Source organism: Legionella fallonii LLAP-10, assembly GCF_000953135.1.
GTDB classification, from domain to species: domain Bacteria; phylum Pseudomonadota; class Gammaproteobacteria; order Legionellales; family Legionellaceae; genus Legionella; species Legionella fallonii.
Genome location: NZ_LN614827.1, coordinates 3,524,158 through 3,540,788, shown reverse-complemented (window position 1 = coordinate 3,540,788; position 16,631 = coordinate 3,524,158). Strand labels below are relative to the sequence as shown.

The following is a 16,631-nucleotide window of genomic DNA, read 5'->3' as shown; positions in this document are numbered from 1 at the left end:
TTTTTACTGATTTATTGTTAAGGGCTTAGTTAATGTAGCAGAGACATCCTCATTAAAATTGGCCCCTCTAGAGTTCCAAAATCCATAATAGCCTTCAGTAAAATAACTGGTTATTAGATTCTTTATACCTAAAGATAATATAGACGCCACCATATTTAAGAGTCTTATCCCAAACGAGTCTCTGTGTGACGCAATGGTTTCCTGTCTGTTTTTTTGGTTATATAGGTTAGTAAATTCATCGAGGCGATCGTCATCATCAAGCAAAGGTCCTTGCTGGTGTAATGAAACATATAGTTCATATACCGCTTTGTATTTTTTGCTCAAGGAATCATTTTGAGAGGACAGCTCATTGGGTAATGGGTAATTACCTCCTTTTTCTCTCTTCAACTTTGCCAGAATATAGTCCATGTATTGGGTACATGATTTATCTAATTTGGCTATCGTTGTTGTAGATTCTAGGGTATCTCCAGGCTCTATAGGTTCTGGTTCAGAATTATGGTTAGCCGCTTCTTGAGCTTGCTTAAAAGCTTCTTGTCCTTTTTGTGGATTTAGTGAGCCCGGGGCAATTTGTTGTTTAATCCTTTGCCTAAGGGCTTCCTCCATTCTATAGGAACTTTCGTTAGTCTCTAGAGCAAAGAGTTGAAACGGTTTATTAGTACCAATATGATATTCTAATAAAAGATATAAGACATCCATTCCCCATGAGTGCAAACAAGCATTTTCCGGGTTTGAAAAAGCATCACCGGTCAAGACATTTCTTTGTCCATAGGGGCTATATTTTCCAAACTCTATCGCCCATTGATAATTATTTTGCTCTACAGGATCGTGCTCATTGGGGATCCATTTAGCAGGAAAAGTCCATAGTTCTCCTCTAGGCGTTAATGTTCTATAGAGTGTCCTATTAGTAATAAATAAAGAGAAAAATGCATCCTGTTTTTGGGGAGGCATATCCGCAACAGCTTGATAGAATCTATCTAACTCTTCACTTTTGTTAGCGAAAATATCGTCTTTATCTGTATCTATGAATGCCATTTTATCGTTTATGTTTAATATTTCTTTGACATAAGTTTTTAATAGGGGAATAAACTCAGGATGCTTGTCTAAGATATGGGCATTATAATGAGGGGCATTTTGTTCGAATTCAATTCCAGGTTGAAATTCAGGTACTTGGTTAATAATGTCTTGTCTCGTTAAAGGATCCACTAAACGACAGTAATGACTTGCTTTGAAATGTTCTTGAAGTTCAGAGAATAAATACAATCTTTTACGACCATCGGGATCAGTGATTAGTACGGCCTGTTCTTTTAGCTCTTCAGCTGTGAAATCATCTAACGCCTTTATCTCGGTGATGCCCACTAGATCTGCATTGAGGATTTCGTTTCTGTGGAATTTTCTACCGTAACGATCTTTCATTACTATTTACTCTTTAAAGAAGTTATAAAATTAGGATTTTAATTGTACATTATTTTTCTTAAGTGAATATTAAAATGCATCAAGAGTTTGTTTTTAGACATACGGTTTCTAAATTGGCTTTCTCAATGTAGATCAAACTATCCTGCTATAATTGTACTAATAAATCATCTCAACCAAGACAGCATTAGAGGAGTTTTGCTTTTAAATAAGAATAGGACTTCTATGGAAGCATTGCGGTTCAGAAAAGCCAAACTAATTTATAGTACGTTTTTTATAGCATTGGTTATTTTGATTGTTAGTGGCGTTGCCGTCATTCAACAGCTAAAAGAACGTTCTACTAACGTCCAATGGATACAGCATAGTGCCGTTGTCATTAGTACTATTGATGCAATGTCTTTAAATCTCATCGAAGTACAAAGACAATTTCAGTTCTATGTCATGACTTATAATAAAAAATATTGGTCTTTATATGGCACTGCGATTACGAATGCAAAAAGGAAATTGGTGGATTTAAAACTACTGACCGTAGATAACTCGATGCAACAAGGCAGAATTAAAGAACTTGGAACTGTATTAAATAAACTCATTCAATCTAATGATAATAAGGTGGGGCATTCAAATAAAACCAATTGGCTATCACGTTTAGGACAAAATGAAAAAATATTCGCGCAACTTAATGCGCTAATCAATACGATACGTGCTGAAGAAATATCGTTACATAATTTGCGTATCCAAAGATATGAACATACAGCATATATCAATAACATTGAAATAGTAGGGACAATGATTCTTGGCTGTTTGTTTTCAACTGTTGCATTTATTGCGATCATCAATCTAGCGAAAAACAATGATGTGCAATACAAGCGCAAAGAACAGTTAGAGCAAGAGAGATTATTACAGCAGGAAACGCAGCGATTACAGTTAGAGTTTAGCTTAAGCACAACAAAACAGGGTTTTTGGAACTTAAATTTAGAAACTCACAAAATAGATCGCACCTTATTACATGACCAAATCTTTGGTTATTCCTCATTATTACCTGAATGGACTATGGATAAGTTTGTAGCTCACATTCATCCTGATGATCGCTTTATGATGGCTCAAGCTCTTAAAGAAAGTGAGGAAAACAATGTTTCTTTAGAAACTGAATGTAGAATTTATAGGGTTGATGATAAAAGTCTGAGATGGATCTCTGTAATCGGAAAAATTTTGCAGCTTCATGGTAATAAACATATGCTCGGTTTGATACGGGATATTACTGAGCGGAAGTTGATGGAACATTTGCTGACAGAAAGTGAGGAGCGATGGAAATTTGCTTTGGAAAACGCACGTCATGGAGTATGGGATTGGTATGTTCCAGAAAAAATTATTTATTTTTCTCATTATTGGAAGAAAATGCTGGGTTATCAAGATGACGAAATAAAAAATGAACAATATGAATTTGAATCTCGAATTCATCCTGACGATAAAGAGAAGGTATTGAAGAATCTTAATAACCATTTTACTCAGGACACTGATGAATATGTTTGTGAGGCGCGTTTTCGTTGTAAAAATGGTAGTTATAAATGGATTCTTGAACGCGGCCAAGTGGTGAGTCGCGCTCCTGATGGGACTGTACTAAGAGCGATAGGAACTCATACTGATATTAGCGAGTTTAAGGAAAATGAGAGTAATTTAAAACATTTGGCGGAGCATGACTCATTAACGGGTTTGATTAATCGTTCGCTTTTTGAAGACCGGGTAGAACAAGCAATTCTCTTAGCTAAAAGGCAAAAAAGCAGTCTTGCTGTTTTGTTTGTTGATGTGGATGAGTTTAAACAGATTAATGATTTGTATGGTCATGCACTAGGCGATTTAATATTACGTGCTACAGCAAATCGACTTTTATCCAGTATTCGTGATATGGATTCCTGCGCTCGTTATGGGGGTGATGAGTTTATTTTATTGATGCAAGACGTCAAAAATGAGGAAAATGTTATTTATATTGCTAAAACAATTCTTGAACAGTTTTCAAAAAAGCTTGTTCTTGATCATCAGGAATTTAGTATCACCTTAAGTATTGGTATTGCAATGTACCCCAAGGATGGGGAAGAGTTTCTCATTAAAAAAGCGGATGAAGCGATGTATTTCGCTAAAAAGCATGGAAAAAATAATTTTAAATTATACACGAGTGGTCTTTCGTAACCGTATATAGTGAACGCGAACGTTTAAGTTGAGTTAAAGAAAGAAATGTGCAGGTTTATTAGTCATCAGATAAAAAACGACAATAAGGCTAATAAATGCTGGCCAGCCTAAACAAAACCAGTATTTAAAATAGCGAAAATAACCAGGTGGTAAAGGGGCATTATTTTGTTCTGCTGCAACGGCAAAATCACGCATTTTAATTTGCAGATAGACTACTGGAAACCAACAACAAGCAGCAATAACATAGCCAATAATTGAACCCATGATCCATAATGACGTCCACGGATAACCAACCAAATACACCATCCAAAATCCAGTAAGTGGTTGTAGAAATCCGGATGTCCCTGTAAAAATCCAGTCAGCAAGCACAACGTAACGTGTGGTTGCTGCAATCACTTGGACATTTTTAGTGTAATGGCCATATAACATTGTGCAAGCAGTTCCTATGCCTGTACCAAAGAGTATTGTAGAGCTAATTACATGGATAAATTTAAGCCATAAATAAAGCATTATCGTTCAGCCTCCAACGCCATAGAAACCAAGATAGCAGCTAAAAGTGGGATGTTTTTCGCCAGAGGAGCAAACGGTTCAAACCATAAACCAGGCAGCTTCCAAGTCAGCAGCCCACTATATAATAAAATGATAATGAGCTGTAATAGACCAATTTTTTTGGGTTGGATATTGAATAATAGAGCTATTCCTATACCTGCATCAATAATACAGGCACCATAAAATAAAATAGGTTGCCAAAATTCTTTAACCCCAATTTGTGCTAGAAGATTGTAAGAGGCCGACTTAGGATAAAAAAACAAGCAACATAATGCGGTAAATAACCAAATAAAAGCAATACTAAATTTTAAAATGGGTTTGATAAAATACAATCTGGAATGAGTTCTATCTTCTACTGAACTCGGATGACTATAGATCCCTTGGGTAAATTCTCTAGGGACAAAACCAATAGCATCATGAAATTTTTTAGTCTCTTCCTCGCTAGTAATGTTATTTTGGAGCAGTAATTTATAGGAGTTAGTATTTAAAACTGAATAAGGAATAATATCTCCTATAAAAGCCCCTATACGAATTAATCCCACGGGTATAAAAATCAATTTTGATTTGGTAAAGCCTAACCAGGCACGTAATGTGGTTAAGACAGTAACTAGATTGGTCTTTTTTGCACTTACTGCACTAAATATTATGCTTTGTTTCTGTGATGGCTCAATAAGTTTGATGACCGCTTTAGAGAGATCTTCGAGATGAATCGGCTGAAATTCTTGCTTGCCCTTATCGGGTATAGGAGTAATCCACGGTAATCCGGCAAGCCCACGAAATAAAGAAGTTCCTCCATAAGAACCACGCCCATATACTAATGAAGGGCGCAAGATAATGGATAGGATAGGTAACGTCAGTAAGTAATCGTCCGCCGCTTTTTTACTGGTGGCATAGGCTACCTCGGATTGTTCTATGCCCAGCGCTGAAATTTGAATCACCTTTTTTACCCCAACCTGAACGCAGGTATCAAACAGCGCCTTGGGAGTGTGATAATGGATATTCCAAATTACTTTTTTATTGGGATGATAAAGAACTCCTACACAATTAATCACTAATTCAATGTCTTTTAAACGTTCAACCCAAATGGTCGAAGTGTTGTCATTTATAAAATCACAGGGAATTACTTTCGCTGTTGGGAATAGGTTTTGTGTATAAGTAGTATTACGCACACAGCAAGTGACTGTATGTCCTACAGCAAGGAGATCGGTCACGATTTGTGAAGCGATAAATCCGGAGGCACCAGTCACTAAAATCTTCATTAATTAATCACCCACAAAATCATGGGCTGAGGCAAAGAGTTCTTGGCTGTCAGAATAGTCTATTGCTATTTCAACAAGCACTGGGCCTTGAGCCTGCATGGCTTTTTGCAATACATGAGAAAGCTCATCCGAATGATGGACACGCAAGCCAAGAGCTCCAAAACTTTCTGCATATTTTACAATATCTATTGCTCCAAAATGTACCGCGCTATCACGTTTATATTTCATTAATTGTTGTTCTCTCACCATATCATAGGTGCCATCGCACCAGACAAAGTGAATGAAATGAACCTTCTCACGCACTGCGGTTTCCAACTCATTGGCTGAAAAAAGAAAACCACCGTCACCAGAAACGGAAATTACCGTTTTTTCTGGATGCACCAGGCATGCAGCAATCGCCCATGGTAAAGCAACTCCAAGTGTTTGTTGGCCGTTGCTGAATAATAGATGATGTGGCTGGTAGCAATAGAAGTAACGAGCCAACCACATATAATGCGTCCCTATATCACTAATGACTATGGTATTGTCATCAGCGACCTGGCTTAATTCGTAGATAAATCTTAAGGGATGCAATAAATGGCCGGCGTGTTGTGCCCCTCTTGCTATTTTATCATTAAGTTCTTTCTGGTATTCGCTAATACGAGCAGTAGGTTCTTGGTGCTTATTTGCTTTTAGTTCTGCCGCTAATTTGTTAATAGTGGAGGCAATATCACCTATAACCTCCAGTTCGGGCAAATAAGTTGTATGTATTTCAGCACGATTATAATCTAAGTGTATGATTTTTTTAGTATTGTCGCTGTTCCATATTTCAGGATCATATTCAACTGGATCATAACCTACAGTCATGATGAGATCCGCCTCATCTATTAATTTATCTCCTGGCTGGTTTTTGAAAAGACCTACGCGTCCAACAAAGCAATGGAGAAGATCATGAGAAATAACGCCTGCTGCCTGATAGGTGCTCACCACGGCCAGAGGTTTTTTGGTCAATAATTGACGAAGCGCATGAGTATTTGCGGGACGAGTTGCCTCCAATCCCAGGAGTAAAACAGGGCATTTTGCTTCATTGAGTAGTTTTGCTGCTTGGCTGATGGCTTTTTCTGCAGCGGGGCCGTATTGAAGGGATGATAAGGCTGGGTGTGCTTTGGCAGAGGTATTTTCATGCGTAATGTCTTGAGGAATACTAATAAATACTGCGCCACTACGTGGTTCCTTGGCAATTCTAAATGCATTTTCAACAACTTCCGGAATACTCTCCGGTACAAGAATTGCCATGCGCTCTTTAGTAACTGCCTCCATTAGTTTAATATTATCAGTACTTTGATGAGACGATTTTAGACTCATGTTGCGTGCTACGTTGCCACCAATAGCAACTATAGGATCGCCTTCGGTAGTTGCCGTCAACAACCCTGTAACCAGATTGGATACTCCAGGCCCAGAGGTGACTAACACTACCCCTGGTTTCCCCGTTAAACGACCATAGGCTGCGGCCATAAATGCTGCATTTTGTTCATGTCGACATACGATAACTTTAATCGGACTGTCTATGAGCGCATCAAAAACCGCATCAATTTTGGCTCCAGGGATACCAAAAATGTATTCAACCCCTTGTTGTTCAAGACACTCAACTAATAAGGTTGCTCCGTTTTTATTTGCCTCCATGGTTTGAATCCTTTTTATCCAGTTCATCAAAGACTTCTTGTGCTGTTAACAACGCATTGGTTGCTGCTGGAAAACCGCAGTATGCCAACATTTGTGTAATAATTTCTAGAATTTCCTCTCGTGTGACTCCATTATAAAGAGCTCCTTTAATATGCACTCTTAATTCAGGTTGTGAGTAGCCTTGCACTGTTAAAGCGCCAATGGTAATCATTTCTCTTGTTTTGGGATCAATGACAGTACGTGAATAGAGATCTGCGAAAGGAAACTCTACATTAACACGGCCAAAGATTTCGGAAATTTTTTTAATTTTTTCTACATAACCGTCTGCTTCAGGGCCAAGTTGTCTGCGAATGATTTCCATACCTTTCTTATATCGTTCATTTTCCATAATGAGTCCTATCGTTAGTGATTAATGAATTCATCCTATAGGAATATAGGACAAAAATAAAAGTAAAAATTGTTTTTTAAAATTTAAATTCCAAACTACATTGTTACATCTTAAAACAGTAACTTCTCAATAGGTCTGGGCAAGACATCATCTCGAACGTAAGCACAGAGCCACATTCAGGAGATTCCTCACCTTGTTCGGGACTTATTGATAAGTTACTTAAAACAGCAAATAAAGCATACCTTTTGGCTGATCTATACTTTAGTAAGAACAGATTGTTGTCTGTATTTTACTTAACAATTAATGGTACTAACTTAAGCTTTTGTAAGATAGGTTGGGCCAAAGGTTCATAGCCGTCAGCTTAAGGATTACATGAGGCAATAAGTCCAACCTACTTCTTAATAAGTCTACTGAACAACTTAAAATGAGGTTTATGATGGTTAAGGATTATCATATTGAGCGAATGAGTCAGGATGAAGTTAATTTGGCGGTTCAATGGGCAGCTAAAGAGGGATGGAATCCTGGCATCAATGATGCAGTTTGTTTTTATCAGACAGACCCTCAAGGTTTTTTTGCAGGAAAGCTCAACGGTAAAATAATCGCTGTCGGTTCGGCCATTATTTATGATGAGCATTTTGCTTTTTGTGGTTTTTATATTGTCGATAAAGCGTATAGAGGGCAGGGGTATGGCTTGGAGTTAACTCGTGCCCGGCTATCCTATATAGGGCAACGCAATGCAGGTATTGATGGCGTGATGAATATGTTGGATAAATATGCCCGTTTAGGTTATCGCTTTGCTCATAATAATGCTCGTTATACTTTGGATAATCTGCCAGAGCAGAAGGTATCTGATGACCAGGTTATTGCTATTGATCAAATCAGTTTTGCCCAATTATGTGATTACGACCGGTTACATTTCCCTGCGCCACGACCACAATTCCTTAAGTGTTGGCTTCAACAACAGCACAGTTTAGCCTTGAGTTACGTGCAAGAGGGACATGTTAAAGGTTATGGACTAATCCGGACTTGCCAACAGGGATTTAAAATCGGCCCCTTATTTGCCGATACTCCTGAAATTGCAAATACCTTATTTTATAAATTGGCACAGTACGCCAAAGGACAAGTTATTTTCTTAGATATACCCGAAAATAATTCTTTTGCTGTAGAATTGACTCAGCGTTATCAAATGGAAAAAATTTTTGCTACCGCCAGGATGTATTTAAAAGGGGAGCCCCAAATAAAGCAGGAGCATATTTATGGCATTACTTCTTTTGAATTGGGATAAATTAGTACACTCCTGTTCTGTGTTCCTCCCAGGATTTACCTTGCTGCAGTGAGGAGAACATTGCATATTTGGTCAAGATATTTTAATATTGGAAAAAATATGAACTGTATTGGCAAGATAATGACTAAGCAGCAAACTAGTAATTATCTTGCCTTTTTATTAGAGGTATAATAAGTATGCCATTTGTTAAACCAATTTCCTTTCAAGTATTAAAAACCGAAACTCACAAAGAATTAAATTTAGGTTCTTCGCAAGAGTTAGAAAAAAAAGCAGAAGAACATCGGTTACCCAGGCGACAGTATCAGATTTATGCTCCAGTTATTGGCCTTAACTGGCTAACCATGGGCATACCCGCAAGTAGAGATGTCTATGTGCCTATATTAACAGATATATTACGCAGTATTTTCAGCGGACAATTTGACACGCAAAGAATGGGTATCAAAGATGCAATTGAAACAACTCACGAAATAGCCGCTTCTGTTATTCATCAAGTGTATTTTAATTTGTCAAAAAACCACACTCCTTGGGAGGCTAACAAAAAAGAGGTGCTGACCCAATACAAAGACGTTTTTTGTCAATTAGAAGCATTTGGTGCTGACTGGTTTTCCATTCGCTTAAAGAATAAGGCAATATTTGATGACTTGGTTCGTTATGTCTTTAATGCAGATTCTTTAACTAAGGCCCTTGGCGATGCTGAAATAGGTGGCGCTCAGGGCTTTGATAAATTTAAAGAGTTGGCTAATGCTTATTTACCATTGGGTGCTAATATTAATGCTCCTATGGTCTGTAATCCTGATTTTGGTACATTTCTTCATTATTATTTGGCCTTTGAAATGCCCTATGCTGTAGAGTTTATTCAGTTTATAGAGTCAAAACGAACGCAACAGGTACATACTCAATTTCATTACGAAGCTAAAGATGGCTATGGGCACACGCCGTTACACATTGCTCTGATGACTCGCCAGGAAGAAGCCGTTTTGGCATTACTTGCATTAAATAAAAAAGGAATAAAAACAGGTATTAACATTGCCTCTTCCAATGGCAGTTCTCCTTTATTGTTAGCCGCTGCCCTAGGTATGAAAAAAGTAGTCGCTGAATTATTAAAGCAAGGTGCTAATCCTTTAGTAAAAGATAAAAATGGGCTGGGTCTAAGCGACTATGTTCATTTTAATATAGAAAAAATAGCGGAACTTGTATCTCCTTTATTGCATACAGAACGCAGTAATGAGGTGAATCATAGTTATTTATATTATAACGATATATGGAAAACCCCACTTTGCTTTTATGAAGATGATGAATTGGAAAAGGAAGGTGATGAACAGATACCTCATCTTGTCGTTTTATCTCCTTCGTCTCCGCATAAAGAAAAATTGGAGAGAGTAGTTGGTTATTTGAAGGTGGAAGTAAAACGAGGCAATAAAGAAGCCAAAACTTTGTTACCTTTTGTGATGCAGCAAGTAGATCAGGTTCTTGGGAAGAAAACGTTTACGCAAGTGTGCCAGAAAGGCCAAGAGCTTGTAAGCGTCTATCTATCATCTAGCGAGGCCACGGCAAATATTCGTCTTTATAAAGAAAAGCAATTAAGACGAGCATGTGCTTTAGGTCAACTTGATGTTATTAAAACTTTGTTGGAAGAAGGCGTCGATCCTAATGCAACAGATGTACTACAACGAACAGCATTACATTATGCCGTTATGCGTTTGGAGTTAGTGCAAAAAGAAATAGTATTGGAGGCAACTGATCGGGGGAGTAAATTACCTGACGATGTGTTGAGTCAGGCGGAATTAGCGTGTCAACAGCATTCTTTGGTTATTGAATATTTGCAAACTTATAGTAAAGTACCTCTTAATTTCACTGCAACAAATAAAACAGGCAACACAGCAGAAGCAATTTTATTACGAGAAGCCAAAAGTGATAATCTTGTGGATGCACAAAACGCATCGGAGTGTTTAGAGAAAATTAATAAAATAAGTCAAGTTCCATCCTCAGGATACGAAGTGGAACAAGAAAGCACTTTCCATTTATAATATACCCCGTATCTTCAGTGGCGAGGGGGGATAGATTTCTTTCTTAACCCAGTAGAGTTTGGAATAATGTCTCACTTAAAAGAATGGACTTTATAAAAATTGATTTATTTATCACAGGACTTTAAGTGATGTTTCATTGGTTAAAGACATGGTGGCAGGAACGCATCATACAGCATGCGCAATTTACTGATACGCAGTGGCAGGAGGCCTTTCAGCATCTTCCTTTATTACATCGTTTAACAGAACAAGAGAAAATAAAATTAAAGCGATTGGCTATTTTATTTCTTCATTCTAAATCATTAGAGAGCGTGGGCGATCTGGAAATTACTCCTCTCATGCAGTTATATATTGCTTTACAGGCCTGTCTGCCAATATTGTACCTCGGATTAGATTGGTACCGCGGTTGGGTTTCTGTAATGATTTATCCAAGCACCTTTTCACGAAATAGTAATGAAGTGGACGAGTACGGCGTAGTCCATCAGGGAAGATCCATCCTCAGTGGTGAATCATGGCAACGGGGGCCAGTGATTTTATCTTGGGATGATAGCGTACATCGTAGCGACAAGGAGGGACGAAATGTAATAATTCATGAGTTTGCACATAAACTGGATATGTTAAATGGTAAAGCCAATGGCTTTCCTCCTTTACATGGCAGAATGTCAGCTCAACATTGGACTAAAGTTTTCAAAGAGGCCTACGCCGATTTTAATCAACGATTGGAAGAGGGTGATCCTGTTCCCATCGATTCTTATGCCGCTACTTCTCCAGGAGAGTTTTTTGCAGTATTCACTGAAGTTTTTTTTGAGGCTCCTGCAATAATGAAACAGTGCTATCCAGAAGTTTATGAGTTGCTTGTTAGTTTTTATCGCCAAGATCCATTAAATTTCTGAACCTATGGGCTGCTCATATTTTTCATTAGCCCTTTCCAAGGCATTGATATCATTAGCACAGAGATGCTCTTTTAATGCATTAAACTTGTCTTCACGCCAATCATATATCTTTAGCTTAATAAGCCGTCTAATGACATCATCGGAAAAGCGTTTTCTGATAATTTGTCCTGGGCTACCCGCAACAATGCTATAGGGTTCAACATCTTTAGTGACTACGGTATTGGCGGCAACAACGGCCCCTTCTCCTATAGTTATACCGGGCATAATCATTGAACGCATGCCAAGCCAGACGCCATCTTGAATTACAGTATTACCTCTTTTTTCATAAGCTTCGACATATTTATCAGCAAAAGGATACAAACTGAACCAATCTATTCTATGGTTGTGATTACCTCCCAACATAATAATAGCCTCGGCAGCAATACAGACATAGTCCCCTATGTAGAGTTGATCTATATTCCATTGAGGAGTCCAATGGTTCAAGCTGTATTCATCACCATAAAGATAACGTACGACAGTCTCTTCAAAGCTCCCAGTCCAGGCATCACTGTAATAGCTGTGTGTCCCTTTGATGTGGATATTCGGATTTTTTACATTTTGATGAAGTAATTCGATTTTTGACCAATGTTTTTCTTTATTTTTTTCCATTAGTAGTGACTCTTATTTTTTTGAGCGACCCACACGGTAGCTTCTCCGCATTCAGGATCTCTAATTTTATGGATTAAGACAGTAAAGTTATTTTCTTTAAGAATTTGATTATACTCTTCTATCGATAGAGATGCATGGTATAACTCATATCCTCCATTATCGCTCCAAATCTCTCCGTATTCGTCTCCAGAGGTAAATATTAATAAACCATTAGGAAGCACTAATTCGGCCAGTAATTTTAATGTGTGCCGTTGATCCTCATGAGGGAGATGAAAAAAACTATGCCAAGCGATAACAGTATTGAATTGCTCATCTAAACTCAAAGTTCTCATATCCGCCAGAATCCAGCGTTGATTAGGAAAATGTTGTTTGCATTGTTCAATCATTTGACTACTGGCATCTATTCCGGTTACTTCATAACCGTGTTCGATCAAATATTGAGCTATAGGATGGCCTGTACCACAACCTACATCAAGTACTTTGCCTCCAGGAGGGACATGTTTTTGTATAAGATTTAAATAGAACCGTTCCATAGTCAGTTCTTTATTGCGATGCTTATCAAACCAATCAATGAGTTCGTTATAAATTTGATATACGTTATTTTTGTTTTTTTTAGTCATGATTAATCTGAGCCCTCATTAAATAGTAGGGCTAGGTGCATCAGGATTTTCATTTGTTTTATCAGAGACTTTTGTACTCAATGGTGAATTAGTATGGAGGAGTTCGGTTGATTTTGTTCGCTCTTGTTGATGCGATACGGTAGGTTGAGGTACAGATAATTCTAATCCTTTTTCATACATCGTACGTGTTGAGCCGCCGACCACGGTCAACGTCCAAGGATTTTTTTCAAGGGTGAGCATTTTTTCAGTGAACTTTCCTCTAATTTGTCCAGTATTTTGATCGATGACAAAAGTATAGGGAGGATTAAATAAAGAGGTAGATCCTGGTTCTTTTTGTACATTATAAACACTTCGTGTTTCACCATATTCAAATTCTGAGGTAATGCCAAAGGTTTCGTCAAAGAATAATTGAAAATTTTTCCCATGCCCAAACATCCAGTAATCATTTTCCCCTGATTTCAAATTGTCTCTAATTAATCGCCGCGTTTTTTCTGCTTTTTGTACATCCGAAATGTTGGTATCAAAATAATAGGTTCCATCGTTAAGGTTTGCCTCACCTTGAGAATAATAGGTTTCTTCATCGACACCAGGAATTTGTAGCATGAGGTTATCTGTCTGAGTTGATTTTTCCTGAATTTGTTTAAAGACTTCAGGATAACCAAAAAACAATATGGATAATGCATAAATGATCACTTTTAATGGTGTTTTCCAAAATGACATTTGTTGGTATTCATTTTTCATTTGTTCCAATGAGGTAATATTGCTTCCTGATGGAGTATAGCTATTTTCAGATAAAGCGGGCTGAATAATGATTTGTGCAGATTTTAAACCTTGTGGAATGACTAAACTGGCCGTTTGCTTGGCTCGAACTAAAGGTGACACTGCAATATGCACTGGTTGATTAGGATAATGTAATAAGCCCATAGTCATTTGATTCGTTTGGGACATATTCACTATGGCCTGCTCTGCCAGAGGGGCATTGGGATTTAGTCCTAATTTCTTTTGGTCCCAGTTAGAGCTCTCGCCGTGACGGCTAAACAATACATGCCCCTTGATGCTGAGTCCTAAATCTGCAAGAAACTGTTGATCCATCGTTTTAATCTGCTGCACTATGCCATGAACTTGGCTTTGGTAATCATCTATATTAAGGTGATTCAATTGTTCTACTAAGTTCTGAATTTTCTTTTGGTATTCAATAACTTTGTTTGAGGTAGTATCAATGTTTATGAGTTGACTTAACCCCATATTGAATCTCCGATTGTGTTCAAATTAATCAATTTTATTGTATATCAATAGAATTAAGATAATATTAACTCTTTTATGTAGGTTGGACTCATTGGCGCAACAAAGGCTTAGCTCTTTTCCCTTGCTATTTGTGCGATGTTTGATTCGATTGTTCGTGTAATAGCGCCAAGATTTAAACCGTTATCACATATTCTAAAAGGATCCTCTAATTCTTCAGAGACGATCTCCAATCCTAATAAAATATAAACTATCATAACCATCATTGGGATAACCAATATTCCAAAAGAATGAATCCAGCCAAAAGGAAACATTAAGGAATAAAACAGTAATGCTTGTTTCACGAAGAAGGCATAGGCTGGTGGTACTCGAGTTTTGGCAATACGTTCACAACCGCCTACCATATCAAGCAAGTTGGAGATATGGTTATCTAAATGACTACATTGTTCTACCCGTACCCGAGTTTCATTACGTAGCTGATGGACAATTCCATACAGGCGTTGTGCTATTAGAATGACGGGTTGTTTCGCATCGTATTCAGTAATGCCTAAAGACTGCATCGTCTCTTGGAGTAGTTCATTATCATCACGTAGTTTTGCTTTAAGAACTATAGGTAATTTACCGAGTAGTTTTGGAAATTCAGGATATTGATTAAGACCTACATAGGTGTCGAATTTTAACGCAAGATTGCGGCAATTATTTACAATTGATCCCCAAAGAGTGCGCCCCTCCCACCAACGAGAATAACTGGTATTGACCCTAAAGCCGATAATGATAGCTAAGATAAAACTAAAAATCAGATGAAATTGACCAAGATTGTAGCTGCCTCGTCCTTTAAAACAAAGGCCGATGATAATTGCATAAACGGCTAACACTATCATTATGGGAGTTAATTTACGAAATACTCTTTCTTTGTGAAATAAGAAGAGATGCGGTACCCATGTCCAAAGATTATGGGATTTTTTGGTCATAAAATAAGATCTTTTTTGCATAAGAACTCCAATTAATAAGGCCTTTAGGAGATATGATGAATAAACATTTTAGACTTCTTTCGAAACTCTACTGTATCAGCGAGTTGCTTCGTCGGTACAGCGAGTTTCGAAAAAAATCTATTGATATTTTTTCACTGGCCTTTAAATTAATTATTGAAGAGATATCTTTATAAATCAATTCAATTGCTCTTAATTTTATTAGAATGCATTGCCCTATTCTATTCTATACTAAATGAGTTGTTCTCGTTAGATATCAGGGGATTAGTTCATGATGAATCTAAAAAATAAAAAAGTCTGGATTACTGGGGCATCTTCAGGGATTGGTGAGGCTTTGGCTTATGAAATGGCCAAAGCTGGGGCAAAAGTCATACTTTCTGCTAGAACTGAAAAGGATTTAGAGCGAGTACGTACAGCCTGCCATACTTCTGAGAACCATGTTGTGGTTCCTTTAGATTTGGAACAATATTTTCAGTTAGAAGAGAAGGTGAATAGTGTATGGGAACAGCATGGACCGATTGATATTTTGATTCATTGTGGCGGAATATCACAGCGATATCTTGTTGCTGAGTCACGCCTTGAACTTGATAAGAAAATAATAGATATTAATTTCTTTGGTGCTATTGCTTTGACCCGCCCTGTGCTTAAGAAAATGCTGCAACGTAATAGCGGCCATATAGTGGTGATTTCAAGTATGTTAGGTTTGTACGGAATGCAGACACGTTCTGCTTACAGCGCGAGCAAGCATGCTCTTAGAGGGTATTTTGAAAGTCTGCGCAATGAATTATTTAAAACAAAATTAGGAATTACTTTGGTTTATCCTGGATATGTAAATACCCATATTACTCATAATGCCTTACTGGCTGATGGGACAACCTTTGGTCAATTGGATACAGTACATGCCCATGGTATATCACCGGAGCATTGCGCGCAAAAGATCGTACAAGCCATCAGACAAGGAAAGGCTGTGGTCGTTATTTCTGGAGTTAAAGAACGATTTGGCGCGTTCTTAGTCCGTTTTTTTCCTGCACTATTTAGATTGGTGTCTCCTCGATTCAAGGTATAACAGACGCGTCTGTAAGCTCTATTTTATGTTCTACATATTTTGCTAATTATGGTCTACACTTTCTTGAGGGCGCTTAAAAATAGATGTTATTGCATCTTTTCTTTGTCTTGTGCGCGATGAAGAAGCTCCTGAAAAATAAGACTTTATGCTATAATAAAATGGAAACTTCGTTAGGCTCTAATAATAGAGGAAAAACTCAAAATAACGGAGCGAGTAGTAATTCGAAGATTAAAAAATCTATCGTTTTATTTTAATTTTAAGGATATAGAAAATGAAAAATAATAAAAAAATTGCAATGGTCTGTTTTTTTCTAACTACACTGTTTCTATTAAATGGATGTAATACAGTGAAAGGATTTGGCAAAGACGTTTCTAAAACCGGTCACGAAATTCAGAAAGCGGCTTAATAATTG

The 16,631-nt window shown here is 37.5% G+C and carries 15 protein-coding genes; 6 read left to right on the top strand and 9 right to left on the bottom strand.

All coding sequences use genetic code 11. From position 1 onward, the window contains the following. Positions 1-3: 3 nt before the first annotated feature. Positions 4-1,413, bottom strand: coding sequence for a hypothetical protein (locus tag LFA_RS14805; protein ID WP_045096861.1), 1,410 nt, complete (start codon positions 1,411-1,413; stop codon positions 4-6). Positions 1,414-1,635: 222 nt separating this feature from the next. Between LFA_RS14805 and LFA_RS18995 the strand changes: the two genes are divergently transcribed. Next, positions 1,636-3,594, top strand: a complete 1,959-nt coding sequence (locus tag LFA_RS18995) for a diguanylate cyclase domain-containing protein (protein WP_052673992.1) — start codon at positions 1,636-1,638, stop codon at positions 3,592-3,594. Positions 3,595-3,627: 33 nt separating this feature from the next. On the opposite strand, the gene LFA_RS14795 is transcribed toward LFA_RS18995, so the two are convergent. The 4 genes from LFA_RS14795 to LFA_RS14780 are packed head-to-tail and all read right to left on the bottom strand — an operon-like array spanning position 3,628 to position 7,452. Further along, positions 3,628-4,104, bottom strand: coding sequence for a DUF2269 family protein (locus LFA_RS14795; protein WP_045096860.1), 477 nt, complete (start codon positions 4,102-4,104; stop codon positions 3,628-3,630). Next, the gene (locus tag LFA_RS14790; protein ID WP_045096859.1) at positions 4,104-5,402 is read right to left on the bottom strand and encodes an SDR family oxidoreductase; all 1,299 of its coding nucleotides are present in this window, start codon (positions 5,400-5,402) and stop codon (positions 4,104-4,106) included. The genes LFA_RS14795 and LFA_RS14790 overlap by 1 nt, the downstream gene beginning before the upstream one ends. 3 nt (positions 5,403-5,405) lie before the next feature. Next, positions 5,406-7,064, bottom strand: a complete 1,659-nt coding sequence (gene alsS / locus LFA_RS14785; protein WP_231865857.1) for an acetolactate synthase AlsS — start codon at positions 7,062-7,064, stop codon at positions 5,406-5,408. After that, positions 7,051-7,452, bottom strand: a complete 402-nt coding sequence (locus LFA_RS14780; RefSeq protein WP_045096857.1) for a carboxymuconolactone decarboxylase family protein — start codon at positions 7,450-7,452, stop codon at positions 7,051-7,053. The genes alsS and LFA_RS14780 overlap by 14 nt, the downstream gene beginning before the upstream one ends. Positions 7,453-7,888: 436 nt before the next feature. Between LFA_RS14780 and LFA_RS14775 the strand changes: the two genes are divergently transcribed. From LFA_RS14775 to LFA_RS14765, 3 genes are all read left to right on the top strand, one after another. After that, positions 7,889-8,737, top strand: coding sequence for a GNAT family N-acetyltransferase (locus LFA_RS14775; RefSeq protein ID WP_045096856.1), 849 nt, complete (start codon positions 7,889-7,891; stop codon positions 8,735-8,737). 176 nt (positions 8,738-8,913) lie between these two features. Beyond that, a complete protein-coding gene (locus LFA_RS14770; protein WP_045096855.1) occupies positions 8,914-10,764 on the top strand; it encodes an ankyrin repeat domain-containing protein in 1,851 nt (616 codons plus the stop codon). 128 nt (positions 10,765-10,892) lie between these two features. Continuing rightward, complete coding sequence (locus tag LFA_RS14765; RefSeq protein ID WP_045096854.1) at positions 10,893-11,654, top strand: M90 family metallopeptidase; 762 nt, start codon at positions 10,893-10,895, stop codon at positions 11,652-11,654. On the opposite strand, the gene LFA_RS14760 is transcribed toward LFA_RS14765, so the two are convergent. The 4 genes from LFA_RS14760 to LFA_RS14745 all read right to left on the bottom strand — a co-directional run bounded on the left by LFA_RS14760 (position 11,643) and on the right by LFA_RS14745 (position 15,156). Continuing rightward, the gene (locus LFA_RS14760; RefSeq protein ID WP_045096853.1) at positions 11,643-12,302 is read right to left on the bottom strand and encodes a CatB-related O-acetyltransferase; all 660 of its coding nucleotides are present in this window, start codon (positions 12,300-12,302) and stop codon (positions 11,643-11,645) included. The genes LFA_RS14765 and LFA_RS14760 overlap by 12 nt on opposite strands. After that, the gene (locus tag LFA_RS14755) at positions 12,302-12,922 is read right to left on the bottom strand and encodes a class I SAM-dependent methyltransferase (RefSeq protein ID WP_045096852.1); all 621 of its coding nucleotides are present in this window, start codon (positions 12,920-12,922) and stop codon (positions 12,302-12,304) included. Before LFA_RS14755 ends, LFA_RS14760 begins: the two co-directional genes overlap by 1 nt. An 18-nt stretch (positions 12,923-12,940) precedes the next feature. Continuing rightward, a complete protein-coding gene (locus LFA_RS14750) occupies positions 12,941-14,167 on the bottom strand; it encodes a phosphoglycerate mutase family protein (protein WP_052673991.1) in 1,227 nt (408 codons plus the stop codon). A gap of 107 nt (positions 14,168-14,274) precedes the next feature. After that, positions 14,275-15,156 (bottom strand): bestrophin family protein, encoded by an 882-nt coding sequence (locus tag LFA_RS14745; RefSeq protein ID WP_231865856.1) that lies wholly within the window; start codon positions 15,154-15,156, stop codon positions 14,275-14,277. Positions 15,157-15,424: 268 nt separating this feature from the next. On the opposite strand from LFA_RS14745, the gene LFA_RS14740 reads away from it, so the two are divergent. Both LFA_RS14740 and LFA_RS14735 read left to right on the top strand, forming a co-directional pair. Beyond that, entirely contained in the window at positions 15,425-16,219 is a 795-nt protein-coding gene (locus LFA_RS14740; RefSeq protein WP_197541192.1) for an SDR family oxidoreductase, read from the top strand. 271 nt (positions 16,220-16,490) lie between these two features. Beyond that, positions 16,491-16,625 carry an entericidin A/B family lipoprotein gene (locus LFA_RS14735; RefSeq protein ID WP_045096851.1) on the top strand — a complete coding sequence of 45 codons (135 nt, stop codon included), beginning with the start codon at positions 16,491-16,493 and terminating at the stop codon, positions 16,623-16,625. Positions 16,626-16,631: the final 6 nt, after the last annotated feature.